A 22,930-nucleotide genomic window follows, 5' to 3' on the forward strand; every position below is an offset into this window, starting at 1 on the left:
GAACAAGGATGATCGTAGGGCGGACAAGGCCGCAGGCCGCCTCCGCGCGAGTGGCCTGCGGCCTGCTGGCTCGCCGCGATCAATGCGGGCTGCCTTACCAGCAGCCGTCGGCGCCCGCGCCTTGCGCGCCGGTGTTCGACAAGGTCAAGGTGCCGCAATCGTCATCTAGCTGTGCATTGGCTGGCACAGCCTGCAGCACATAGGCTTCGGCGCCGGCTGCGTCGTCGACGAAGCTGACGTTGTAGCGCACCGCGGTCCCGCCGGCATCGCGCGGCACCACCGCCGTCAGCAGTGCCGCTCCCTCATACGTATTATTCGTCGTGTAGTAGCGCTCCATGAACTGCGCCGACTCCGCCAGCACCGCCTGCGCGGTGGTGCGGTGCGAGCGCAGGATGTACTGCGTGTACGACGGGATCGCGATCGCCGACAGGATGCCGATCACGACCAGTACCACCATCGATTCGACCAGGCTGAAGCCGCGGCTTCGCTTGTAGTTGTTCATTTCTGCAGTTCCCGCCAGTTGATGCGACCCAGGTTGGCCGCGCTCTTGTTGATGCCGCCGGTATCGATCTCGCCGCCGCTGCCGACCGCGCCGCCCGTGACGATGCCGGTGCTGCCGGTCAGCTGCGGCGGTATCGTGCGCACCGTCGTGGTGACCGTGTAGCCGCCGCCGGCCAGCGCGGTATGCACGACGGTCGTGATGGTGGTGCTGCCGTCCGCATTGGTGACGCTGGTGGCCGGCGGTGGCGCCGGCACCACGCTGGCCTGCTCGCCGGCGCCGGCGCGGAACACGCCTTTCGGGTCGTCCTCCCCGGGCGCCCACACGCCAGGCATTGCGTCGGATTCGCCATCGTCCTGCGGCGGCGACCTGGTCCAGCCGGTATCGGCCATGCACTTGTTGTTCGGGTGGTGCCAGTAGATCAGGTACTCGGCCACCAGCTTGCTCTTCATCGAGCCTGCCTTCAGCCGGTAGCCCAGCTCCGGCTTGCCGGCGACGTTGAGCTGGATGTCGGCGTCGGTGACGGCGGCGTCAACCACCTGCACGGTCAGCGCGCCATTGCGCCACTCGCCCAGCGGGCCGGGCGTCGGCCGTTCCACGGCGATGCCCGCGCATTGCGGACGGATCGGGTGCAGGCCGGTGCGGGTAGTCCCCGTGCCCCAGTTCTTGACGTTGAAGGCGTCCAGCGGCATCGCCAGTTCGAGGTCGCTGATCGAACCAATCTTGTAGGTCGGCAGCGCGGCGGATTTGAGGCCGGCGGCGGTCTGGAAGTTGAATACCGGCCCGTCGTAGGTCGCGTTGGCCAGGGCTGGATTCTCCGAGCCGTTGATGCGCAGCGTGACAGCGGGCGAATACGCCTGGTTCGACACCAGCACCTTGAACCTGAAATTGGTCACCGTCTCGACTGTCGTGATGACCGTCTCCCAGCTGCGCACCGTGGTGCGCCACGAATACGGATAACGGTTGTTGCGACGCGATCCGACATCGACCGCCTCGCCGATGGTGAGCGTAGTGGTGTAGCGGGTCTTGGTGATCTTCCGGGCCGCGTTGTCGTCGGCGCTCGATGCCGGGAAGCCTTCCAGCGGCACCGGCGTGGTGTGCTGGTAGTTGTAGCTGGAGCGCGGCACGTCGCGCGCCGACTTGCCGGTCTCCGTCACCGTCGATACCAGGGTGGTGCCGGCGGCAGGATAAGCCTCGCGGTCCTCGAAATTGGGCGTGTTCGGCGCGTGCGTGATCACCGACTTGGCCTTCGAGCGGTGCACCCGCTGGAAATCCTGGCTGGGGCGCAGCGTGTCGATACCGATGCGGTCGTAGATGTCGTCGTATTCGTGCACGTGGACGTAGTTCAGGTCATCGGTGTCGCCGCCGGTCTCGCGGCCGACCGAGTAGACGCCGGTCGGCGCATAGACCGTGCGGTAGGTCGAGGTGGCGGCGCCGCAGTTCTGGTAGCAGATGAAGTCGGTGTCGAAGTGGCCGCCCGATACCCCGCGCTGGCCGTCGACCGTGGTGATGGTGGTGTTGGTGGTCGCGGCCGGCGGCGCGGTGTTGCGGTCGTAGTTCGACTGGAATACATCGATGCCGTCGGCCGACAGCGCGATCAGCTGCGAGCGCACGCCGCCGCCCATGTGGCGGCCTACCGGATCGTCGTCGTTGACCTTGTCGTCGGAGGTAAACTGGTTGTCGCCATTGAGGTCGAACAGGGTGGCGCCGGCATCGCCGCCGGTCAGCGCGTGCAGCTGCATCCACCAGTTTTCTCCGGGCGGCACGCTGGCCGTGTTGATGGCCGGGTTGGTGCTGAAGAACTGGAAGATGTCGCCGGTGACGAAGGCGCCGTCGCCGACCACGCGTTCGCCGCCGATCGGCAATCGGGTGCGCCAGCCGGCATGGCCGCCGGCGCGCCAGTTGGGCAGGTTGCGGGTAGCGATGCGCACCCGCGTGGCGCTGCTGGCGCCCGAGTAGGTCGCTTCGGTCAGGGTCTGTTCAAGCAGGCTGCTGTTGGACGACGGCTTGCCGTCCCAGATTCCGTAGGCATAGTGGCTGGCGGTGTTGTCGGCGTCGTCCTGGTCGAGCATGCGGCCGGTGACGAAGGTGACCATCACGCCGCCGAGCGGGTGGCGCATCAGGCCGGGCGCCATCGTGATCGCCTGGCTGGCGCCGAGCGCATTGGTATGCAAGACCCGCGCCGGGGCGCTGTACGGCGCGGCCAGGCTGAATTTCCACAGGTTGCCGTCGATGTCGCCGGCGTAGGCGGTGTCCTTGCGGCCGTCGCCGTCCGCGTCCCACAGCGATGGCGACGACAAGCCGTTCGGGGCAGCGCTGCTGCCCTTGCCCGTGTCGATCTCCTTGATCAGGGCCCCGGTGCGCGCGTTGACCAGGTAGAGCACCGCGTGCCCGTTGCCAGTGTTGTTGTAGCCGTTGCCGACCACCAGCGCATGGGTGCCGTCGGGCAGCGTGGCCAGCGTGGGCGCGCCGTAGGTGTCGCCAAGGTTGCCGAAGCCGGCGCTGGCGTTGCTCACTTCCCATAGCACCTTGGCGGCGGCATTGGCCTCGGAGGTGGCATTGGCGTTGGTGACGTCGAGCGCGAACAGCGCCTTGCCGCCGCCGCCCAGCGTCCCTGCCAGGATGGTCCGGGCGCCCATCTTCTTGACGTCCATGCGCCCGTCGACGAAATACCGGTGGTTGTATGCCTGGTTGGCCAGCACCGCCAGTTTCGGCAGCAGCACCTGCGGCACGTAGGCGAAGCGCTCGGTGCCGTCCTGTGCGTTGATCGCATGGAGCATGCCGTCGTTGGCGCCGATGAACACAGTCTGGTTGACGCCATCGTTCCAGTACACCGGGGTCGAATGGATCATGTCGCCCAGGACCGTCGCGCGCGGGCGGAACTGGCCCGCGCCGTCGCCTTCGTTAGCGGCGCTGCCGCGCAGGTAATCGAGCAGCGGAGAGCTGGACGCGCTGATCGAGGCCGGATCGAGCGCCTCGCGCTGGCCACCGGCGCCTTGCGTCAGGTCGGCCCAGCGGAACGGAATACCGGCGCCGTTGGCGATGGTGACGATGAAGCGGGTGTCCGCCACCGCCTGCGCCTTGATTTTGGCGGCCGCGCCGCCGGGCCCCCATTCGTCGACGCTGCCAATCGCGCCGGCCTTGCTGACCGGGTAGGCATGGACATTGCCGGTCCAGTTGCGGGCGCTGTAGTCGATCGAGTACATGCGCGCATCGCCGGTGGCGACATTGGCGCTCGACACGGCCGGCTGGCCGACATAGCCGACCGGCTGCGCATCGGGGTTGAAGACGGCCGCGGCGCCGGCGAACCAGGCCGCCGCGGCGGCCAGCAAGGCCAGGCCGGTTCCAGCAACGATCTTGATGTTCATGGCTGGTCTCAGTCGCAAATGTTGGTGAAGACGCGGAAGCGCACGGTCGACTGCACGAAGGCGGCCGCGCCGCCATTGCCCTGCCCGCGCGCGGTAATCCGCGCCAGGCCGTGCTCGCACTGGCCAGCGCTCGAGGTGCGGAACGGCGCGCTGACGATTTCGACGATGTAGCGCGGCTGCGCATCGAGCGCGGCGATCTGGCTGGCGGCGCTGGCGAAGGTGCGCGTGAGCGTGTCGGAACTCCAGTCGATGTCGCGCCAGCTGCTGGCCGCGTCGGGCTGGCGGCACAGGCCCGCGTCGCAGGTCACGGTGAAGCGGCTGGAATCGTAGGGGTCGAACGGGGCGCCGGCAAACAAGCTGCTTTCGGCGTCGCGCAGCACCGCTTCGGCCGCCTGCAGCGCCACCTGCTGGTCGCGCGCGTTGCGTGCCATGCGTTCTTCCAGCGTCCCGCTGCGCACCATCGCCAGCACGAACATGGTGAGCACAACCAGGAAAATCAGCGCGGTGATCAGGATGGCGCCTTGCTGGCGCGCGCGGGTAATTACCATCGGGTCTGGTTCCGCACGGTGAAGGTGGACGTGACGACGCGCCGCAGGTGGCCATCGCTGCTGGTGACGACTTCGCCGTTGAAGGTATATGCCTGGCCATCCCCGGCGACGATGTTGGGGCTGGGGCCGCGAATCAGCAGGCTGACGCGCACCGCCGCCACGCGCGCGAATTCATGCGGCTCGGGCGCATCGGTGTAGTTCAGGATCGCTTCGGCGCCATTGCCGATGCCGTAACTGACCTGCATGCGCTCGATATTGTCGGCCACCGCGACCCCGCCGGTCAGCGCCGTCGGATCGGCGCGGCACAGCAGCTTGCCGCCTTCGACCACGAAACCGTATTCGATCATGGTGGTGTTGACCGGCGGCGCGCCGGTGATGGCGTCGGGCAGGTTGGTCGAGGCCACGGTCACGCCTTCGCAGTTGCTTTCGCGTCCCAGCAAGGGATTCGGCGGCACCGCGGTATCGCGCACCCAGGCCGGGTCGTGGCGCACCACCAGCGTGTCCGATGGCGCGGCCGCGCCGCTGCCGCCGCCGTCGACGCCTTCGAGCGCGTCGGCTGCCAGCGGCTGGTCGACATTGAGCTTGTAGCCGGCCTGGCGCAGCGCCTTGCCCAGCACGTCCATGGCGTTGCGTGCGCTCTCCTGCATGCGCGCCTGGTCGGCCTGGGTGCGGTTCATCTGCTTGCTGCCGACGAACAGGTAGCCGACCGCGCCGAGCATCACCAGGCCGAGCGCCATCGCCACCAGCACTTCGACCAGGCCAAGCCCGCGCTGGCGCCGCGTGGGCGCCATCACAGCCGGGTCTCCACCACCAGCTGCTGGGCCGGCAGTCCGACGCTGGCACCATCGCCGCTGGCGCGCGTGTCGTTCCACTGCACCGTGACCGTCACGTTGCCGGTGGCGGCGTCGAACGACACCGCGCCCTGCCCCGACGGCACACCGGCCTCGACTGCGGCCAGCCATTCGGCCAGGTCGGCGCCCGGCACCCCCAGCGTGGCATCGGCGGCGTCGCCGAGGTCGATCTGGTAAGGGGATGGCGACAGCTCGGCCACGCTGCGATTGGCGCGCATCCGGTCGATGATGTCGTTGGCCAGCACGCTGGCCTGGCTGCGCGATTGCGCGCTCTGGTTGTTCTTCATGCTGGTGACGATCAGGCCGGCGATACCGAGCAGCCCGATGCTCACGACCAGCATCGTGACCAGTACTTCGACCAGGGAAAATCCGCGTTGGGTTCTCATCTGCGATCCGCTCAGCTGGCGCAGTCGGCGGAGCCGGCCACGATCTCGACACCCACCCAGCCGGTGCCGGATGTCAGGGCGATTCTGCGCCGCTTGGCGCTGTCGGAGTCGGCACAGGCGGTGAACACGCCCGCCTGGGCGCTGCCGTCGGCCAGCCTGGCCTGGCCAGTGCTGGCGTACGAGACGTAGTCGGCCACCGCGCCGGCCCCGAGCACCGTGCCGGCGCCCGACAAGGCAGCCTGCACGCGCAGGATCTCGTCGTCTTCGTCCCTGGCGCCGGCATCGGCGCCGTCGACAAACACGATCCAGCCGCCGCGCCAGTCGCCGACGACGGCGCTGGCGGCGCAGCTGGCGCCGTCCACGCTGCGGCACATCGTGACGCGGGTGCTGCGCTTGACCGCTTCGGAACGCGTGTAATTAAGGGAGGCGAGAATCTGGTCGGCGGCGGTCGAAACGGCCGCGTCATGGATGAAGCCACGCAGCATCGGCACACCGATGGACGTCGCGATCGCAACGATGGCGATCGTCACAAGCATCTCCGACAGGCTAAAGCCGTCGCTGCTGCCAGGCAGAGTTTTGCGCTTGGCAAATTTGTCCATCGTCTTCCCATCGCCTCGTCAGGAGGCGCGAAGTTTCATTATAGGAACACGGTCGGACAAGTGTCAAAACAATTTTTTTATGGAAACTTTCACGAAACAGTCGGGAAGCGCACCGTCACGACCAGACCTGCCCCGCCGGCACCATCGGCCAGCTCGACCGGTGCACCATGGGCCAGGGCGATGTCGCGCACGATCGCCAGTCCCAGGCCGCTGCCCGGGATTGCGTCATTCAGGCGCATGAAGCGCTGGAACACCTGGCCGCGCTGATGCACTGGAATGCCGGGCCCCGAATCCTCCACTTCCAGCACCCCGGCGCCGTCAGGCGCGCGCAGGCAGCGCACGGTGACGGTGCCGCCAGCGGGCGTGTAGCGCACCGCGTTGTCGACCAGGTTGTCGACCAGGTCGCGCAGCAAAAAGCTGTCGCCCGCCACCTCGGCCGGCTGCAGGTCGAAGCCGATGTCGATATCCTTCTTGCCCGCCTGCTCGACGAAATGCTGGACCGCTTCGGCGACCAGCTGCGCCAGGTCGACCGATTCGAGGCGCGCTTTTTCGAAGCGGCTCGGCTCGGCGCGCGCCAGCGCCAGGAGCTGGTTGGTCTGGCGGATCATGCGCTCGTTCGACTGCAGCATCAGGCCGACCGAGCGGCCGCTGTCGGCATCGCCGGCATGGCGCTGGCCTAGCCATTCGAGCTGCAGCTTCATGCCCGCCAGCGGCGTGCGCAGCTGGTGGGCGACGTTGGCCAGGAAATCGTGCTGGGCGCGCGCGCCAGTCTGCACTTTGCCGAGCAGATCATTGAACGCCGATACCACCGGCGTCAACTCGTACGGCACGCCCTCGTCGGCGATCGGTTCGAGGTCGGCGCCGTCGCGCGCGTTCAGGTTGGCGCGCATGCGCGACAGCGGCAGCAGCCCGCTGGTCACCGAGAACCAGATCAGGCCAACCAGCGCAAGCGTAAACAAGCCTTCGACCAGCACCAGCGCGCGGATGGTCGCCGCGCGGATCTGGCCGCGCTTGCGCAGCGTCTTGGCGACGGCGACGTGGATGGTGCCGGCGCCCGCCTGCACGGCGACCGTCGCGACCCTGACCGGTTCGCCGCGGGCGACCGCATCCTGCACCCCTGCCGGCTTGAGATCCGGGAAGTCGGCGTCGCCGGCGATCAGCGCGCCGTCGGCGCGGCGCACCGCGAAATAGGTGGCGTCGAGGCGGTCGGCGCGCAAGATCTGCTCGGCCTGCGCGGGCAGGTCCAGCAGCGCGCCTTGCGGCCCCTGGCGCACGCGCGCGGCCAGCGCGACGGCGGCGTCGAGCAAGCCCTGGTCGAGCGCCAGCTGGGCCGGGGTCCAGGCCAGCAGGTAGGTCAGCGCCGCGCCGGCCAGGTTGACGACCAGGATCGGGCCGATCAGCCACTTCAGCAGCCGCAGGCGGATGCTGTTCATGTTTCCGGTTCGAGCATGTAGCCGAAGCCGCGGATGGTGCGGATGGCGATGCCGGCATCGAGCAGCTTCAGGCGCAAGCGCGAGATGTACACCTCGACCGCGTTCAGGGTCAGGTCGTCGCCCCACGGCAGGATGGCGTCGATGATCTGCTGCTTGGAGACCACCCGCGAGGTGTGCTGCAGCAGGTATTCCAGCACCGCCCACTCGCGCACCGACAGGTCGAGCGCGCGCTCGCCAATGCGCGCGCGGCGCGCCGAGGTATCGAGGGTCAGCTGGCCGATTGCGAGCACGGTCGGCTTGGGGGTATTGCGGCGCGCCAGCGCGCGGATGCGCGCCACCAGTTCGGCGGTGGCAAACGGCTTGACCAGGTAGTCGTCGGCGCCGGTTTCCAGGCCGCGCACGCGGTCTTCGACGGCGTCGCGCGCCGTCAGCAGCAGTACCGGGGTGGCGCTGGCGCGCGCGCGCAGGCGGCGCACCACTTCGAAGCCGTCGATGCCGGGCAGGCCGATGTCGAGCACGGCCACCGCGAACTCGCCATGCTGCAAGGCCTGGTCGGCCTGCAAGCCGTCACCCACCACCTCCACCAGCATGCCATGGCCTTGCAGGATGCGCGACAGGCCATCGGCCAGTACGGAATCGTCTTCAACCAGGAGAACATGCATGCGCGGACATCGGTATGTTGGAGTGTGGACATTATGCGGCAATTCATGCCGCGGTCACAATCGATCTGCATTATTGCGCAATAACAACTAATGCAACTCGGAAATATTATGACCCTCTTGTTCCGCCCGGCCGTCGCGCTGATGCAGCGCCTGCGCCTGTTACCCAAATTCGTGCTGGTCTGCCATGTGGTGCTGGTGCCGCTGGTGGTGGTCAGCGCCCTGCTGCTGGCTGAATTGCAGGAATCGATCGCCGCCAGCGAAAGCGAGCGCGCCGGCGGCGCCTATATCGCCCAGGTGCACCAGCTGATTCGGCTGGTCCAGCAGCAGCGCGGCGCCGAGCACCTGCGCCTGTCCACGCGCGGCCCCGCCGCCAATGGCGCGCTCGGCAAGGACATCAGCGAGCGGCTTGCCGCCCTCGACCTGTACCAGCGCGACGCCGGCCAGTTGTCCGGATTGCCCGGCTGGACCACGGTGCGCGGGCGCTGGAGCGCGCTGGCCAGCGCCCAGCCCGGCGCGAGCGCGAAAGACAGCATGGCGCGCCACACCGCCGTGCTCGACGCCCTCGACAAGCTGGCGCTTGCCGTGGCCGACCGCTCGGGCCTGAGCCTTGATCCGGTCGCCGAGAGCGACCTGTTGATTGCCGCGGCGGTACGCCGCTTGCCCGAGTTGGCCGAAGGGCTGTCGCTGATCGCGGCGCGCGGCTCGGCGTATATCGACACCGGCTTGCTTGAAGCTAACGAGGACCAGCTGATCAACGCCACCGCCATGGTCGCGCGCCACGAGCTCGAACGCGCCGCCGGCAACCTTGGCAAGCTGGCGGAAGACCAGTCGATCCGCGCTGGCCTGGCCTTCCTCGACCGCACCCGCGACGAAGTCAGCAATTCGCATAACCAGACCAGCGGCAGCGCGTACCTGGCGGCAGGCAACGCAGCGGCGCAAGGCCTGCACGCGCTGGGGGCAAGCGCGATGGCTGAACTGGACCAGCTTCTGGCGGCGCGCGCCGCGCGCGAGGCGCTGCACCGCAACCTGGTGCTGGCGGCGATCGGCGCGGCGCTGCTGCTGGCCGGCTGGCTGCTGGCGGGCTTCTACATGTCGTTTTCGCGCGATATCGCCAACCTGAACGACGCCGTGCAGCGCGCCGCCGAAGGCGACCTTACCGTGCGCATGGGCTCGCACGCGCGCGATGAGATCGGCGAACTGGTGAATGCCTTCGCGCGCATGGCCGCGGCGCTGGCGGCGCTGGTGACCGAGATCCGCTCCGGCGCCGCGACGATCGGCGAAGCAACCCATGCGCTGGCGCATGGCAATGCCGAGCTGTCCGGCCATACCCAGGCGCAAGCCGGGGCCTTGTCGGAGACGGTCGGTTCGATGGGCGCGCTGGCCGCCAGCGTCAAACGCAGCGCGGCGCATGCCGCCGCAGGGCGCGACCTGGTCGGCGCCGCCGCCGGCGTGGCGGCGCGCGGCGTGCGCGCGGTCGGTGACGTGGTCGACACGATGGCGTCGATCCGCGCCAGTTCGCACAAGATCGCCGACATCATCGGCGTGATCGACAGCATTGCTTTCCAGACCAACATCCTGGCCCTCAATGCGGCTGTGGAAGCGGCGCGCGCGGGCGACCAGGGGCGCGGCTTCGCGGTGGTGGCAACCGAAGTACGCAACCTGGCGCAGCGCTCGGCCGCCGCGGCGCGCGAGATCAAGCAACTGATCGGCACCTCGGTGGCGACAGTCGACAGCGGCAACGCGCTGGTGGCCGCGGCCGGCTCGACCATTGGCGAACTGGCAGGCGCCGTCGGCCAGGTCGAGCGGCTGATCGGGCAAATGGACCAGGCGGGCCAGGTGCAGGCGTCCGAACTGGTCCAGCTGGAAGGGGCGATCGCGCGCATCGATGTGATGACTCGGCGCAACGGGGAACTGGTCGAGCAGGCGCGAAACGGCTCGGAATTGCTCCATGCGGAGACCGATCAACTGACGCTGTCGGTACGGGTTTTCACATTAGAGCGCACTCAGCAAAGCGTTTCGTTGCTGCATTGAAACAAATTTGCTGCCAAACTGCTCATAAAAGTGGCATTTTTCTCAATCTCTCCCAGTAGGACTAAGACGACAAAACATTATGCATACAGCCTACATGGGGGCGACTGCTAATCTTATGTTCGCCAACAGACGGAAGCCTTAATGTTCACACATCGCGATTCGCCGGGCAGTGATGGCGGGATCGTCCTGAGGTTATTAGAGATTAGTGAGGAAAAAAATGAACAACGTCCAACTTGGTAACGCCGCACAAAAAGCATCGGTAAACCAGATTCCTGTCAGCACCAAGGAATTGAAAGTTGCGTCCCGGCCAGTTGTCAGCCTCAGCGGTACTCAGCAAAACGAATTGCTCGGCGCCCTTCCACGCAACGACCTGGAAACGCTGTTCGAGCATCTGGAACTGGTTCCTATGCCTTTCGGCAAGGAGCTGTTCGAATTCGGAAGCAAACTGGAATACGTGTACTTCCCAACCACCGCGATCGTTTCCCTGCTGTACGTCATGGAAGACGGCGCAACGACCGAAATCGCGGTTGTAGGACATGAAGGTGTCGTCGGCGTCTCGCTGTTCATGGGCGAGCGCGCCATGTGCAGCGCCGTGGTCCAGAGCGCGGGCTACGGCTACCGCCTCAAGACCCAGTTCCTGCGCGATGCATTCAACCAGGGCGGCGCGCTGCCGCAGCTGCTGATGCGCTACACCAACGCGCTGTTCGCCCAGATGGCCCAGAACGCTGTCGGCGGCCGCCACAGCTCGATCGAACAGAAACTGTGCCGCTGGCTGCTCGACCGCCTCGACCGTTCCCCATCGAACGAACTGAAAGTGACCCAGGAACTGATTTCGATCATGCTGGGCGTGCGCCGCGAAAGCATCACCGCCGCGGCTGGCAAATTGCAGGACGATGGACTGATTCAGTACCGTCGCGGCAACATCACCGTAATTGACCGTCAAGGCCTTGAGGAGTATGCAGGCGAGTGCTACAAGGTTGCGAAGACTGAATATGATCGCTTGCTGATGGATGTTGCTGCACGCTGAACTCCACCTCCGGCACGGGTTGCGGCGCTTCGGCGCCCTGCCCTTGCCCGGCAAGCGGTATAAATGCTTCAACACAGGTGCCGCAGTTGTTCACGCCGCGGCGCACCTGCAAGGTTCCCCCCAGTAGCAAAGCGCGTTCGCGCATGCCCAGCAAGCCATGCGATTTCGGCTTGCTGACGGCGTCCACATCGATACCCACGCCATCATCGGACACCTCCAGCGCCAGGCCCTCGGCCTCGCGCGCGAGGTGCACGATCACCGTGCGCGCCCCCGCATACTTGGCGATATTGTTCAGCGATTCCTGCACGATACGGAACACTGCGATCGCATGCATTGGCCCGGCCACGTTGACATCGCCGTCGATCAGCGCCTCGCACTCGACGCCGGTGACGGTGGCAAATTCTTCGCAGTAGCTTTGCAAGGCTGCAGCCAATCCGAGGTTATCGAGCAAGCTGGGCCGCAGGTCTTCGACAATGCGGCGCTTCAGTTCGACGGTCGTCACCAGGGTCATGCGGGCGCGGTCGAGCCGCTGCGCGATGTGCGCGTGTTCGACGCGCAGTTCGTTGGCGGCGCAATTGATATCGATGCCGATGGCGGTCAGCTTGGCGCCCAGCTCGTCATGCAGCTCGCGCGCCAGGCGCGATTTCTCTTCTTCCGACAAACGGATCAGGTGGCGCGACAGCACCGACAACTGCTCGGTACGCACATTGACCATCGACTCCAGGTTGTCGTTTGCGTGCTGCAAGGCGCGCTGGGCGGCCAGGCGGATGAAATAGCTACGCCGGATCAGGCTGTAGAACAGCACGATGACCAGGATCGCAACGACATTGATCCCGATGCCGATCATCACCGCTTCCTGGTAGTCGGCATTGAACTCGGCGCGGCGCGAGGCCAGCAATTCAGTCTGCTCTTGCTGCATGATCACCAGCAGCAGGCGAATCTCGTCCATGTCGGCTTTGGTGTCGGTGGTGGCGGCGATCTTGGCGATGTCTTCCAGGCCGCCCTGGCGATATACCGCCACTGCCTGGTCGAGCATGTCGAGCTTGCGAAACACCAGGGTGCGCAGCTGCGCCAGGTTCTTCAGCTGCGACGGGCTGTCCGCCAGCAGCTGTTCAAGTTCGCGGAACTGGGGTTCGATATCGGCGGAGGCGGTGCGCATCGGGCCGAGCCAGAGGTCGGCGCCGGACAGGAAATAGCCGCGCATGCTGCTCTCGGCATCCATGACCAGCACGTTCAGGTTTTGCAGCTTGTCGCCGACCTTGGCGGTCTGGCCCTGCACGGCATTGGCGCCGTTGAGCGCCGACAGGTTATGGAAAAGGCTGGCGCCGTTGACCACGAGGATCAGCACGCACAGCAGGCCAAGCACGGTCGCATAGAACGGCAACGCCGGCGCGCCCTCGGGTTCTGTGGTGAAGTACATGGTCGGATTCCTTATGCATGCCGCAGAGCAATTTGAGGGTCATTATAGACCGGGAACATATTGCGTTGCAGCTTAGCCAGACCGTTTTGTGCACTACTTAACAGGAGGGCAAAGGGTGTTGCAGTGCGGAATTAATCACATACTTGCACGGACGGGCCGGGGAAGCCCGCCGTCCGCTGTTAATCCAGCAGGTTGTTTTTCATCGCATAGTAAGTCAGGTCGCTGTTCGACTGCAGGCCCATCTTTTCCATGATGCGGGTACGGTAGGTCGACACGGTCTTGATGCTGAGCGACAGCGCGACACCGATGTCGGATACCGTCGCGCCCTTCGCCAGGCGCAGGAAAACCTGGAACTCGCGGTCGGACAATTCGGTGTGCAGCGCCGTGTTCGGGTCGCGGTCGAAGCTTTGCGCCAGCAGTTCGCCAACGGTCGAGGACACGTAGCGGCGGCCCTGGAACACGGTTCGCACCGCGGTCTTGAGCTCGTCCGCTTCGCATTCCTTGTTCAGGTAGCCATTGGCACCCATCTTGAACAGGTTCAGCGCGTACTGCTGGGCAGGATAGCCCGACAAAATCAGCACGGGCAGGTTCGGTTGCCCCTGGCGGATCGTGCGCAGGATGTCGATGCCGCTCTGGTCGGGCATGGCGATGTCCAGCAACAGCACGTCGCAAATCTCGCGGCGTGCGATATCAAGGGCTTCGCGCCCGGTAGCACCTTCGGCGACGACATCAAAGTCGGGCGACGAGGAAAAAATCTGTTTAAAGCCTGCTCTTACAATTTGGTGATCGTCACAAATGGCAACGCGTATCATTGTCTTCCCTTAAATTTTCCTGGCACAGGAAAGTGCTGCGCATGTGTTCCGTCGGCAAACACAATATTAGCATTCTAGCACTCGTGCGCTGCGTACGGCACAGCGAGAACGCATGAGTGCGCCGGCCGGTGCACAGCGCGATGTGGAATTCGTGAAAAAAGAGTACCAGGGCACTCCTTCCGTCAGCAATCTCAGGTGTCTTGCTTCAGCAAGGCCAGGATGGCGAGGAGTTCCTTGCGGATCATTGCCCCGTCAAGCGCGGGCTGCAAGCTGTTGGTCGTCTCGCGACCAGCTTCCAGTGCGCCCCAGTCTTCCTGGGAAGCGGCGGCTTCGCTGGCGCGGCTGTCGAGTTTGTTGCGTGCGCCGCTGATCGTGAACCCCTGCTCGTATAGCAGTTCGCGAATGCGGCGGATCAGCAAAACCTCGTGGTGCTGGTAATAGCGCCGGTTACCACGACGTTTGACCGGCTTGAGCTGCGTGAATTCCTGCTCCCAGTAACGAAGCACGTGCGGTTTGACGCCGCACAATTCACTGACTTCCCCGATCGTGAAGTAGCGCTTGGCCGGGATAGGCGGCAGCGCCGCCAGGTCGGTCTTGGCGAGACGGTCGTTCATCGGCTACTCAGGCAGCGCGCGCCATGCTGGACGCGACCGGGCTGGTTTCTTCAACCATGGCCTTGAGCTTCTGACTGGCGTGGAAGGTCACGACGCGGCGCGCCGTGATCGGGATCTCTTCGCCGGTCTTTGGATTGCGGCCCGGACGCTGCGGCTTGTCGCGCAGCTGGAAGTTGCCAAAGCCCGAAAGCTTGACCGCTTCGCCGCGCTCGAGCGCATTGCGGATCTCGTCGAAAAATGTCTCGACCATGTCCTTGGCTTCGCGCTTGTTCAAGCCAACTTGCTCGAACAGCAACTCCGCCAGCTCGGCCTTGGTCAAGGTCGGCATGTCCTTCTCGGCTTCCTGGCGGACCTTGGCAACCTGCATCGCACGATGCAAGTCAGCCGCCAGTGCCGATTGGAGGACGGCCGAATCTACGTCATTGTTATTAATTTTCCAGCCCTGCCTATAAGCTACGTCTTGGATGGGTTACCCACGCGATTTGGCGTGATGTTTTTCTCTTGCAGCGTTCGCCAAAGCGGTCATCAAGGACTCGACCTGGTCGTCCTGCAAGGTGGTTTGAGTATCTTGCAAGCTAAAGCGGAAAGCAAGGCTTTTTTCATCCGGTTCGAGTCCGGCCCCGCGATATTCATCAAACAAAACAATGGCTTGCACGATACGTCCTGCAGGATTTGCTGCGATCTCGGCACTAAATGCATCCAACAGATCCTGTGCCGCGACCGTTTGCTTGACCACCAGCGCCAGGTCGCGCGTGGCGCCCGGGAACTTGGAAATCTCTTCGTACTTTGGCAATGGGCGTTGTTGCAGCGCAACTGCGTCGACCTCGAACAGCACCGGGGCCTGCGGCAGCTCGTATTTCTGCAGCCAGCGCGGGTGCAGCTCGCCAATGAAGCCGACTCCACGGCCGTCCAGCAGGATCGTGGCCGAGCGCCCGGGATGCAGCGCCGGGTGGTCAGCCTTCACGAAACGCAAGGTGTACGGCGCAAACATTGCCTCGACGTCGGCCTTGACGTCGAAGTAATCGACCGCGCGGCTCGGCGCGCCCCACTGCTCGTCCACGGCCGGGCCGTAGGCGATCGCGGCCAGGCGCTTTGGCTGCTCGAAGCCGGCCACCGACAGCGGGCCGTCCACGGCGCCCGGATTGCGCTTGAAGATGGCGCCAATCTCGAACACCCGCACCCTGCCCGCCTTGCGGTTCAGGTTGTAGCGGACGTTGGCGACCAGGCTGCCGATCAGCGACGAGCGCATCACGCTCATCTGGCTGGCGATCGGGTTCTGCAGCTTGATCGGTTCAAGGTTGCCGGAAAAATCGGCTTCCCACGCGGTTTCCACGAAGCTCATGTTGACCACTTCCTGGTAGCCGAGGTGGGCCATCTGGTGACGCAGCGCGAACAGCGAACGCGTATCTTCCGGCAACGCCAGCATGGCGCTGGCGGCCACCGGCGGATTAGCCGGGATGTTCTCGAAACCGTAGACGCGTGCGACTTCCTCGATCAGGTCTTCCTCGATCTCGATGTCGAAGCGGTACGATGGCGCGGTGACGGCGAACTCGCCCGGCTGCTGGGTAAACGGCAGGCCGAGGCGGGTGAAGATGTCGGCCACCACCACGTCGGTGATCGGCACGCCGATGACCTTCTGGGCGCGCGCGGTGCGCATCGTCACCGGCTTGCGCTGCGGCACATTGACGACCTGGTCATCGACCGGGCCGACGCTGGTGCCGGCGGTGCCGCAGATTTCGACGATCAGCGCGGTGATGCGCTCGATGTGCTGGACCGTGGTGGCGTAATCGACGCCGCGCTCGAAGCGGTGCGCCGCGTCGGTCGAGAAGTTGAAGCGGCGGGCGCGGCCCTGGATGGCGTGAGGCCACCAGAATGCCGCTTCCAGGTAGATATTGGTGGTGTCGAGGCTGACCGCGGTGGAGTCGCCGCCCATGATGCCGGCCAGCGATTCGATCTGCTGCCCGTCGGCGATCACGCCAACCCAGTCGTCCACGTCAACGGTGTTGCCATTGAGGAGCTTGAGCGACTCGCCCTTGCGGCCCCAGCGCACATCGATCTTGCCGTGGATTTTGTCGAGGTCGAACACGTGCGATGGACGGCCCAGCTCCAGCATCACATAGTTCGAGATATCCACCAGCGCCGAGACCGAACGCTGGCCGCTGCGCTCGATGCGGCGCTTGAGCCATTCAGGCGTTGCCGCGCGCGCATTCAGGCCGCGGATCACGCGGCCGGTAAAGCGGCCGCACAGGTCCGGCGCGCTGATGGTTACCGGCAGCACTTCGTCGCTGGTGACGGCAACCGCACGCGCGGTCGGCACGTGCAGCGCGGTGCCGGTCAGCGCCGATACCTCGCGCGCCACGCCCAGCACCGACAGGCAATCCGCCTTGTTCGGGGTCAGCTTGATGGTGAACTTGAGGTCGTTCAGCGCCAGGTAATCGCGGATATTCTGTCCGACCGGCGCATCGGCCGGCAGTTCCATCAGGCCGCTGCTCTCTTCCGACAGCTTCAGTTCCTTGGCCGAGCACATCATGCCCTGCGACTCGACGCCGCGCAGCTGCCCCACCTTGATCTCGAACGGCTTGCCGTCCGCGCCCGGCGGCAGCACCGCGCCGGCCATCGCGCAGATCGCCTTCATGCCGGCGCGCACGTTGGGCGCGCCGCACACGATGTTGAGCATGGTGCCGGTGCCGACATCGACGGTGCACACGTTGAGGCGGTCGGCGTTCGGGTGCTTCGACACGTCCAGCACTTCCGCCACGACCACGTTGGAAAATGGCGGCGCGACGGCCTCCACTTCCTCGACTTCGAGACCGGACATCGTCAGCAAATGGGACAGCTCATCCGACGTCATCTTCGGATCGACCATGGTACGGAGCCAGTTTTCGGAAAATTGCATAATCTAAGCCTTCAGCCGCGAAAAATTATTATTAGTTGAACTGTTTCAGGAAACGCAGGTCGCCTTCATAGAACAGGCGCAGGTCGTTGATCCCGTAGCGCAGCATCGTCAGTCGCTCGATGCCCGAGCCGAACGCGAAGCCGATGAACTTTTCCGGATCGAGGCCGAAGTTGCGCACCACGGTCGGGTGCACCTGGCCGGCGCCCGACACTTCGAGCCAGCGGCCTTTCAGCGGGCCGGAACCGAAGGCGATGTCGATCTCGGCCGACGGTTCGGTAAACGGGAAGTACGACGGACGGAAACGCACCTGCAGGTCGTCGGTCTCGAAGAAGGCCTTGACGAAGTTCAGATACACGCCCTTGAGGTCGGCGAAGCTGATGTCCTCGGCGATCCACAGGCCTTCGACCTGGTGAAACATCGGCGAGTGGGTGGCGTCGCTGTCGACGCGGTAGGTGCGGCCCGGCGCGATCACCTTGATCGGCGGCGTGTGCGAACGCGCGTAGCGCACCTGCATCGGACTGGTGTGGGTGCGCAGCAGCAGCGGCTTGCCGGTGCTGTCATTGCCTTCCACATAAAACGTGTCCTGCATCGAACGGGCCGGGTGGTTCTCCGGGCTGTTCAAGGCGGTGAAATTGGTCCAGTCGTTTTCGATTTCGGGGCCGTCGGCCACATCGAAACCGATCGAACGAAAGATCTCTTCGATCCGCTCCCAGCTGCGCATCACCGGGTGGATGCCACCCATCGCGCGGCCGCGGCCGGGCAAGGTGATGTCGATCGCCTCGGCGTTCAGGCGCTGTTCGAGCTGGGCGTTGGCGAGGGCGTCGCGGCGCGCGGTCAACGCGGTCTCGATCTGCACCTTGGTGGCGTTGATCAACGCACCCTGGGCTTTTTTCTGTTCCGGATCGAGCTTGCCCAGACCCTTCATCAGTTCGGTAACCTGGCCGGTCTTGCCCAGGTATTTGGCTTTCGCGTTTTCCAGCGCGGCAGCGTCTTGGGCGGCGATAAAGTCAGCCTGCGCCGTGACAACGAGTTCTTCCAGGGAGTTCATGCGTTTTTGTTTTCCTGAGTCGTTCCACAATCAAAAACGGGGCACAGGTTTGCACCTCTGCCCCGCTCTTTTCGCGCCGCGTTTGACGGCGGCGCTAACTTGCATGCATCAAGCGTTGCTTACGCAGCGATCTTTGCTTTTACAGCGGCGACAATCGCAGCGAACGCTGGCTTGTCCATCACTGCCATATCGGCCAGGACTTTACGGTCCAGTTCGATAGCTGCCTTCTTCAGGCCGTTCATGAATACGCTGTACGTTACGCCATGCTCACGGGAAGCGGCGTTGATACGGGCGATCCACAGGCGGCGGAAGACGCGCTTCTTGTTACGGCGGTCACGGTACGCGTACTGGCCAGCGCGCATGACTGCTTGCTTGGCAACACGGTATACCTTGCTGCGGCGACCACGGTAGCCTTTAGCTTGTACAAGAATTTTCTTATGACGGGCACGAGCTGTAACCCCACGTTTTACTCTAGGCATAGTAACTCCTTAGTTGTGAGATTAAGCCGACGGCATCATACGCATCACGGACTTGACATCCGCTGCGTCGACGTTCGTGATTCCGCGCAACTGGCGCTTGCTCTTGGTGGTTTTCTTGGTCAGGATGTGACGCTTGAAAGCGTGACCCGATTTAACGGTACCACCTGGACGCACGCGAAAACGCTTCTTCGCGGAGCTTTTGGTCTTCATTTTTGGCATTGTAGTTCTGTCCTAAGGACAGCTCCATTGTCAGGATTGCAGGTGGCAGCCCTACGCTGCTCTTAGATGCCTGCTTTCACAGTAGTTTCCACACCCGAAAGTGCGGAACCGCAGATTTTAACACGAATCCATCGAGAAATAACAAGGGGCGGATGGGAAATTCCCATCCGCCCCTTGTAGGCAGCGCAAAACGGTTTGCAGTTTTACACTTTTTTCTTTTTCGGCGACAAGATCATGATCATCTGGCGGCCTTCCATCTTCGGGAACTGCTCGACCTGGCCGTACGGCTCGAGGTCGGCCTTCAGGCGTTCCAGCATGCGGAAGCCGATATCCTGGTGCGCCATTTCACGGCCGCGGAAACGCAGCGTGATCTTGGTTTTGTCACCTTCGTCGAGGAACTTGATCAGGTTACGCAGCTTGATATTGTAGTCACCGTCATCGGTACCCGGACGGAATTTGACTTCCTTCAGGACAATGATCTTCTGCTTCAATTTAGCTTCGTGGGCCTTCTTCTGCTCCGAATACTTGAACTTGCCGTAGTCCATCAGACGGCAAACCGGTGGCTGCGCCGTTGGCGCGATTTCCACCAGGTCTACGTTCGCTTCTTCGGCCAGGCGAAACGCCTCAGCCAGGCTCACAATGCCGAGCGGCTCGTTGTCAACCCCGGAGAGACGCATTTCGGGGGCTGTGATTTCGCCATTGATGCGATGCGACTTGTCAGTAGCTATGTTGTTTCCTTTTAATATCGAATGGGAGTGCCGTGCGGAAAATCACTTCAAGCTTTGGATGCAATATCCTGCTTGAGGCGCTCGACTAGCGCGTCGATGGACATGACGCCCAAATCGACATTGCCGCGTGCTCGCACAGCTACAGTGTTGGCATCCCGCTCTTTATCGCCGATCACAAGGATATACGGCAGTTTTTGGACGGAATGCTCGCGTATTTTATAGGTAATTTTCTCGTTGCGCAAATCAGCGTGAACGCGGAATCCCGATTTGCGCAAACGCGCTGCCAGCTCGGTCGCATACTCTGCTTGCCCGTCAGAAATGTTCAGCACCGCCACTTGCACCGGCGCCAGCCACATCGGCAAGGCACCGGCGTAGTTTTCGATCAGGATACCGATGAAACGCTCCATCGAGCCGACGATCGCGCGGTGCAGCATGACCGGGACCTTGCGGCTGTTGTCTTCGGCGACATACTCGGCGCCGAGGCGGCCCGGCATCGAGAAGTCGACCTGCATGGTACCGACCTGCCATGGACGGCTCAGGCTGTCTTTGAGGTGATATTCGATCTTCGGGCCGTAGAAAGCGCCCTCGCCCGGCAGCTCGGTCCATTCGACGCCGCAGGCGCGCAGCGCCGAACGCAGCGCTTCTTCGGACGCATCCCACACCTCGTCGGAACCAATGCGGTTTTCCGGGCGCAGCGCCAGCTTGACGTCGATATTGGCAAAGCCGAAATCGCCATACACTTCCATCGCCTGGGCGTGGAAGGCCGTCACTTCGGCTTCGATCTGCTCTTCGGTGCAGAAGATGTGGCCGTCATCCTGGGTAAAGCCGCGCACCCGCATGATGCCGTGCAGCGCGCCCGACGATTCATTGCGGTGGCACTGGCCGAACTCGCCGTAGCGCAGCGGCAGGTCGCGGTAGCTCTTCATGCCGGCGTTGTAGATCTGCACGTGGCCTGGGCAATTCATTGGCTTGAGCGCGTACGAACGGTTCTCCGACTCGGTCGTGAACATGTTTTCGCGGTAGTTATCCCAGTGGCCGGTCTTCTGCCACAAGGTCACGTCGAGGATCTGCGGCGCCTTGACTTCGTTGTAGCCATTGACCTGGTACTTGTTGCGCATGTATTGCTCAACCTGCTGCCAGATGGTCCAACCCTTCGGATGCCAGAACACCAGGCCCGGCGCCTCGTCCTGGAAGTGGAAGAAGTCGAGCTGCTTGCCGAGCTTGCGGTGGTCGCGCTTTTCCGCTTCTTCCAGGTTATGCAGGTACAGTTCCTGGTCTTCCTTTTTGGTCCAGGCGGTGCCGTAGACACGCTGCAGCATTTCATTCTTGGAGTCGCCGCGCCAGTAGGCGCCGGCCAGCTTCATCAGCTTGAAGACCTTCAGCTTGCCCATCGACGGGACGTGCGGTCCGCGGCACAGGTCGGTGAAACCGCCCTTCGCGTACAGCGACACATCTTCACCGGCCGGGATCGACGCGATGATTTCCGCCTTGTAGTGCTCGCCCAGCGACTTGAAATAGGCCACCGCCTCGTCGCGCGGCATCACCGAGCGCGTCACCTTCTCGTCGCGCTTGGCGATCTCGGTCATTTTCTTTTCGATCGCCGCCAGGTCGTCCGGCGTGAACGGGCGCTTGTACGAGAAGTCGTAATAGAAGCCGTTGTCGATGACCGGGCCGATCGTCACCTGCGCATCCGGGAACAATTCCTTGACCGCATAGGCCAGCAAGTGGGCGGTCGAGTGGCGGATCACATCGAGGCCTTCCGGGTCCTTGTCGGTGATGATCGCCAGATCGCTGTCCTGGTCGATCAGGAAAGAGGTATCGACCACCTTGCCGTCGACCTTACCGGCGAGCGCGGCTTTGGCGAGGCCAGTGCCGATGCTGGCCGCTACCTCTGCTACGGTGACGGGGCCGTCAAACTGGCGCTGGGAACCATCTGGGAGTCGGACTGCGACCATGCTGCTCTCCTGAACGTTGAACTGATAATGTATAACAAAAATGCGGACGAAAAAAAACGCGGACTAGCCGCGTTTTTCTTTTTTCAAGCCAAAGAAATCCCCACGCTGACTAGCGTCGCTCCCACAACTTGGTTGTAGTTCGCGGTGTCATAACCGTGGTGCCTTTCTCGCTCTTACTCTATGTATTCTGGTGGGCGGTGAGGAATTCGAATCCCCGACCCCTTGGATGTCGACCAAGTATTCTAACCAGCTGAACTAACCGCCCGATGCCCAGCATTATAGAGAGCCGTCCGGCGAAAAACAAGGGCTATTTTCCAGCTAATTAACTTTCTTTCAAAATTTCGTTTTCAGACACGCTACACTATCGCCTGCCGCCGCCTCAATCCATCACGCCATGCATTCGAACCAGCCAGACCAGTCCTCCGCCCATCTCCATGCGCACGGCGAAGGCGATGCCAAGCACGTACACGCGATTGCCGGGCGCAGCGTCGCCATCCTGGGATGGTCGGTCGCGCTGACCCTGTTCTTCGCCGTCGTCGAGGTCACCTTCGGCTTTATCGCCAATTCGCTGGCCCTGATTTCGGACGCCGGGCACATGGTCACCGACGCCGCCGCCCTCGGACTGGCCCTGCTGGCCCAGCTGATCTCGCGCCGCCCGCCATCGGCGCGCCACTCGTTCGGCTTCGTGCGCGCCGAAGCCCTGGCCGCCTTCGTCAACGCGCTCGCCATGCTGGCGGTGGTCGGCTGGATCGTGTACGAGGCCATCGGCCGGTTTACCGCGCCGGAACCCGTTGCGGGCAACACCGTCATCGTGGTGGCGGCGATTGGACTGGCGATCAACCTGGTGGTGGCGTGGATCCTGTCGCGCGACAAGAACAGCCTGAACACCCGCGCCGCGCTGGTGCACGTGATGGGCGACCTGCTCGGCTCGGTCGCCGCGATCGTCGCCGGCATCGTCATCGCCCTGACCGGCTGGATGCAGATCGATCCGCTGCTATCGATGCTGGTGGCGGTCCTGATCCTGAAATCGACCTTCGGCGTGCTGCGCGACTCCTACCATTTCTTGATGGAAGCCGTGCCCCACCATATCGATTACCTGAAAGTCGGCGCCGACCTGGCGACGATTCCCGGCGTGCTGTCAGTGCATGACCTGCACGTGTGGGACATGTCGCCGGGCGAACCGGCGCTGATCGGCCACCTGCAAATCAATGACCTCAGCGAATGGCCCGTGGTGCTGGAGGCGGTCAAGGCGATGCTGCTGGAACGCCACGGCATCGACCACATTACCTTGCAGCCAGAAACCCACTGAGCCGTTGTAAGCGCCGTCTTACCGGACTGCGGCCAAGCCACCGATT

21 protein-coding genes and 1 tRNA gene are annotated in these 22,930 nt (G+C 63.9%); 3 read left to right on the top strand and 19 right to left on the bottom strand.

Annotated features, from left to right (window positions below; genetic code table 11):
- Positions 1-94: 94 nt before the first annotated feature.
- The 8 genes from I4X03_RS19190 to I4X03_RS19225 form a co-directional block, all read right to left on the bottom strand.
- Positions 95-502, bottom strand: a complete 408-nt coding sequence (locus I4X03_RS19190) for a type IV pilin protein (protein WP_223469858.1) — start codon at positions 500-502, stop codon at positions 95-97.
- Positions 499-3,867 (bottom strand): pilus assembly protein, encoded by a 3,369-nt coding sequence (locus I4X03_RS19195; protein ID WP_223469859.1) that lies wholly within the window; start codon positions 3,865-3,867, stop codon positions 499-501. Before I4X03_RS19195 ends, I4X03_RS19190 begins: the two co-directional genes overlap by 4 nt.
- Before the next feature lie 8 nt (positions 3,868-3,875).
- The gene (locus tag I4X03_RS19200; RefSeq protein ID WP_223469860.1) at positions 3,876-4,415 is read right to left on the bottom strand and encodes a pilus assembly PilX family protein; all 540 of its coding nucleotides are present in this window, start codon (positions 4,413-4,415) and stop codon (positions 3,876-3,878) included.
- Positions 4,409-5,206, bottom strand: a complete 798-nt coding sequence (locus tag I4X03_RS19205; RefSeq protein ID WP_223470073.1) for a PilW family protein — start codon at positions 5,204-5,206, stop codon at positions 4,409-4,411. The genes I4X03_RS19200 and I4X03_RS19205 overlap by 7 nt, the downstream gene beginning before the upstream one ends.
- The gene (pilV, locus tag I4X03_RS19210) at positions 5,206-5,652 is read right to left on the bottom strand and encodes a type IV pilus modification protein PilV (protein WP_223469861.1); all 447 of its coding nucleotides are present in this window, start codon (positions 5,650-5,652) and stop codon (positions 5,206-5,208) included. Before pilV ends, I4X03_RS19205 begins: the two co-directional genes overlap by 1 nt.
- An 11-nt stretch (positions 5,653-5,663) precedes the next feature.
- On the bottom strand, positions 5,664-6,251 hold the full coding sequence (locus I4X03_RS19215; protein ID WP_223469862.1) for a GspH/FimT family pseudopilin: 588 nt from the start codon (positions 6,249-6,251) through the stop codon (positions 5,664-5,666).
- A gap of 89 nt (positions 6,252-6,340) precedes the next feature.
- On the bottom strand, positions 6,341-7,684 hold the full coding sequence (locus I4X03_RS19220) for a sensor histidine kinase (RefSeq protein WP_223469863.1): 1,344 nt from the start codon (positions 7,682-7,684) through the stop codon (positions 6,341-6,343).
- Positions 7,681-8,346, bottom strand: coding sequence for a response regulator transcription factor (locus tag I4X03_RS19225; protein WP_223469864.1), 666 nt, complete (start codon positions 8,344-8,346; stop codon positions 7,681-7,683). The genes I4X03_RS19220 and I4X03_RS19225 overlap by 4 nt, the downstream gene beginning before the upstream one ends.
- Positions 8,347-8,454: 108 nt before the next feature.
- Between I4X03_RS19225 and I4X03_RS19230 the strand changes: the two genes are divergently transcribed.
- Positions 8,455-10,377 (top strand): methyl-accepting chemotaxis protein, encoded by a 1,923-nt coding sequence (locus tag I4X03_RS19230; RefSeq protein ID WP_223469865.1) that lies wholly within the window; start codon positions 8,455-8,457, stop codon positions 10,375-10,377.
- A 217-nt stretch (positions 10,378-10,594) separates the two neighbouring features.
- Positions 10,595-11,404 (top strand): Crp/Fnr family transcriptional regulator, encoded by an 810-nt coding sequence (locus I4X03_RS19235; protein ID WP_223469866.1) that lies wholly within the window; start codon positions 10,595-10,597, stop codon positions 11,402-11,404.
- Here I4X03_RS19235 and I4X03_RS19240 read toward each other — a convergent pair.
- The 11 genes from I4X03_RS19240 to I4X03_RS19290 all read right to left on the bottom strand — a co-directional run bounded on the left by I4X03_RS19240 (position 11,301) and on the right by I4X03_RS19290 (position 21,840).
- On the bottom strand, positions 11,301-12,824 hold the full coding sequence (locus I4X03_RS19240; RefSeq protein ID WP_223469867.1) for a sensor histidine kinase: 1,524 nt from the start codon (positions 12,822-12,824) through the stop codon (positions 11,301-11,303). The two genes, I4X03_RS19235 and I4X03_RS19240, sit on opposite strands and share 104 nt — an antisense overlap.
- Before the next feature lie 179 nt (positions 12,825-13,003).
- Positions 13,004-13,636, bottom strand: a complete 633-nt coding sequence (locus tag I4X03_RS19245) for a response regulator transcription factor (RefSeq protein WP_054262954.1) — start codon at positions 13,634-13,636, stop codon at positions 13,004-13,006.
- Positions 13,637-13,827: 191 nt separating this feature from the next.
- The gene (locus I4X03_RS19250; RefSeq protein ID WP_223469868.1) at positions 13,828-14,250 is read right to left on the bottom strand and encodes a MerR family transcriptional regulator; all 423 of its coding nucleotides are present in this window, start codon (positions 14,248-14,250) and stop codon (positions 13,828-13,830) included.
- A gap of 7 nt (positions 14,251-14,257) precedes the next feature.
- A complete protein-coding gene (locus I4X03_RS19255) occupies positions 14,258-14,617 on the bottom strand; it encodes an integration host factor subunit alpha (protein WP_223470074.1) in 360 nt (119 codons plus the stop codon).
- A 102-nt stretch (positions 14,618-14,719) separates the two neighbouring features.
- Entirely contained in the window at positions 14,720-17,146 is a 2,427-nt protein-coding gene (gene pheT, locus I4X03_RS19260; protein WP_223469869.1) for a phenylalanine--tRNA ligase subunit beta, read from the bottom strand.
- Positions 17,147-17,177: 31 nt separating this feature from the next.
- On the bottom strand, positions 17,178-18,194 hold the full coding sequence (gene pheS / locus I4X03_RS19265; protein ID WP_223469870.1) for a phenylalanine--tRNA ligase subunit alpha: 1,017 nt from the start codon (positions 18,192-18,194) through the stop codon (positions 17,178-17,180).
- A gap of 119 nt (positions 18,195-18,313) precedes the next feature.
- Entirely contained in the window at positions 18,314-18,673 is a 360-nt protein-coding gene (gene rplT, locus I4X03_RS19270; RefSeq protein WP_106759958.1) for a 50S ribosomal protein L20, read from the bottom strand.
- A 21-nt stretch (positions 18,674-18,694) separates the two neighbouring features.
- Positions 18,695-18,892 (bottom strand): 50S ribosomal protein L35, encoded by a 198-nt coding sequence (rpmI, locus tag I4X03_RS19275; RefSeq protein ID WP_054262960.1) that lies wholly within the window; start codon positions 18,890-18,892, stop codon positions 18,695-18,697.
- Between the two features lie 203 nt (positions 18,893-19,095).
- Positions 19,096-19,638 carry a translation initiation factor IF-3 gene (gene infC, locus I4X03_RS19280; protein ID WP_370660537.1) on the bottom strand — a complete coding sequence of 181 codons (543 nt, stop codon included), beginning with the start codon at positions 19,636-19,638 and terminating at the stop codon, positions 19,096-19,098.
- Positions 19,639-19,667: 29 nt separating this feature from the next.
- Entirely contained in the window at positions 19,668-21,575 is a 1,908-nt protein-coding gene (thrS, locus tag I4X03_RS19285; protein ID WP_223469871.1) for a threonine--tRNA ligase, read from the bottom strand.
- Positions 21,576-21,763: 188 nt separating this feature from the next.
- Positions 21,764-21,840 (bottom strand) — tRNA-Val (locus I4X03_RS19290).
- A gap of 129 nt (positions 21,841-21,969) precedes the next feature.
- On the opposite strand from I4X03_RS19290, the gene I4X03_RS19295 reads away from it, so the two are divergent.
- On the top strand, positions 21,970-22,884 hold the full coding sequence (locus I4X03_RS19295; protein ID WP_223469872.1) for a cation diffusion facilitator family transporter: 915 nt from the start codon (positions 21,970-21,972) through the stop codon (positions 22,882-22,884).
- Positions 22,885-22,930: the final 46 nt, after the last annotated feature.

Source organism: Massilia soli, from assembly GCF_016809835.1.
Lineage (GTDB): Bacteria > Pseudomonadota > Gammaproteobacteria > Burkholderiales > Burkholderiaceae_D > Telluria_A > Telluria_A soli.

What these genes read in the sequence shown, in the direction of transcription:
- I4X03_RS19230 (WP_223469865.1), top strand. Translation starts at nt 8,455, where the DNA reads ATGACCCTCTTGTTCCGCCCGGCCGTCGCGCTGATGCAGCGCCTGCGC.
- thrS (WP_223469871.1), bottom strand. Translation starts at nt 21,575, where the DNA reads ATGGTCGCAGTCCGACTCCCAGATGGTTCCCAGCGCCAGTTTGACGGC.
- I4X03_RS19195 (WP_223469859.1), bottom strand. Translation starts at nt 3,867, where the DNA reads ATGAACATCAAGATCGTTGCTGGAACCGGCCTGGCCTTGCTGGCCGCC.
- I4X03_RS19205 (WP_223470073.1), bottom strand. Translation starts at nt 5,206, where the DNA reads ATGGCGCCCACGCGGCGCCAGCGCGGGCTTGGCCTGGTCGAAGTGCTG.
- pilV (WP_223469861.1), bottom strand. Translation starts at nt 5,652, where the DNA reads ATGAGAACCCAACGCGGATTTTCCCTGGTCGAAGTACTGGTCACGATG.
- I4X03_RS19255 (WP_223470074.1), bottom strand. Translation starts at nt 14,617, where the DNA reads ATGCAGGTTGCCAAGGTCCGCCAGGAAGCCGAGAAGGACATGCCGACC.
- I4X03_RS19220 (WP_223469863.1), bottom strand. Translation starts at nt 7,684, where the DNA reads ATGAACAGCATCCGCCTGCGGCTGCTGAAGTGGCTGATCGGCCCGATC.
- rpmI (WP_054262960.1), bottom strand. Translation starts at nt 18,892, where the DNA reads ATGCCAAAAATGAAGACCAAAAGCTCCGCGAAGAAGCGTTTTCGCGTG.
- I4X03_RS19215 (WP_223469862.1), bottom strand. Translation starts at nt 6,251, where the DNA reads ATGGACAAATTTGCCAAGCGCAAAACTCTGCCTGGCAGCAGCGACGGC.
- pheT (WP_223469869.1), bottom strand. Translation starts at nt 17,146, where the DNA reads ATGCAATTTTCCGAAAACTGGCTCCGTACCATGGTCGATCCGAAGATG.
- rplT (WP_106759958.1), bottom strand. Translation starts at nt 18,673, where the DNA reads ATGCCTAGAGTAAAACGTGGGGTTACAGCTCGTGCCCGTCATAAGAAA.
- I4X03_RS19240 (WP_223469867.1), bottom strand. Translation starts at nt 12,824, where the DNA reads ATGTACTTCACCACAGAACCCGAGGGCGCGCCGGCGTTGCCGTTCTAT.
- I4X03_RS19245 (WP_054262954.1), bottom strand. Translation starts at nt 13,636, where the DNA reads ATGATACGCGTTGCCATTTGTGACGATCACCAAATTGTAAGAGCAGGC.
- pheS (WP_223469870.1), bottom strand. Translation starts at nt 18,194, where the DNA reads ATGAACTCCCTGGAAGAACTCGTTGTCACGGCGCAGGCTGACTTTATC.
- I4X03_RS19225 (WP_223469864.1), bottom strand. Translation starts at nt 8,346, where the DNA reads ATGCATGTTCTCCTGGTTGAAGACGATTCCGTACTGGCCGATGGCCTG.
- I4X03_RS19295 (WP_223469872.1), top strand. Translation starts at nt 21,970, where the DNA reads ATGCATTCGAACCAGCCAGACCAGTCCTCCGCCCATCTCCATGCGCAC.
- I4X03_RS19250 (WP_223469868.1), bottom strand. Translation starts at nt 14,250, where the DNA reads ATGAACGACCGTCTCGCCAAGACCGACCTGGCGGCGCTGCCGCCTATC.
- I4X03_RS19235 (WP_223469866.1), top strand. Translation starts at nt 10,595, where the DNA reads ATGAACAACGTCCAACTTGGTAACGCCGCACAAAAAGCATCGGTAAAC.
- I4X03_RS19200 (WP_223469860.1), bottom strand. Translation starts at nt 4,415, where the DNA reads ATGGTAATTACCCGCGCGCGCCAGCAAGGCGCCATCCTGATCACCGCG.
- I4X03_RS19190 (WP_223469858.1), bottom strand. Translation starts at nt 502, where the DNA reads ATGAACAACTACAAGCGAAGCCGCGGCTTCAGCCTGGTCGAATCGATG.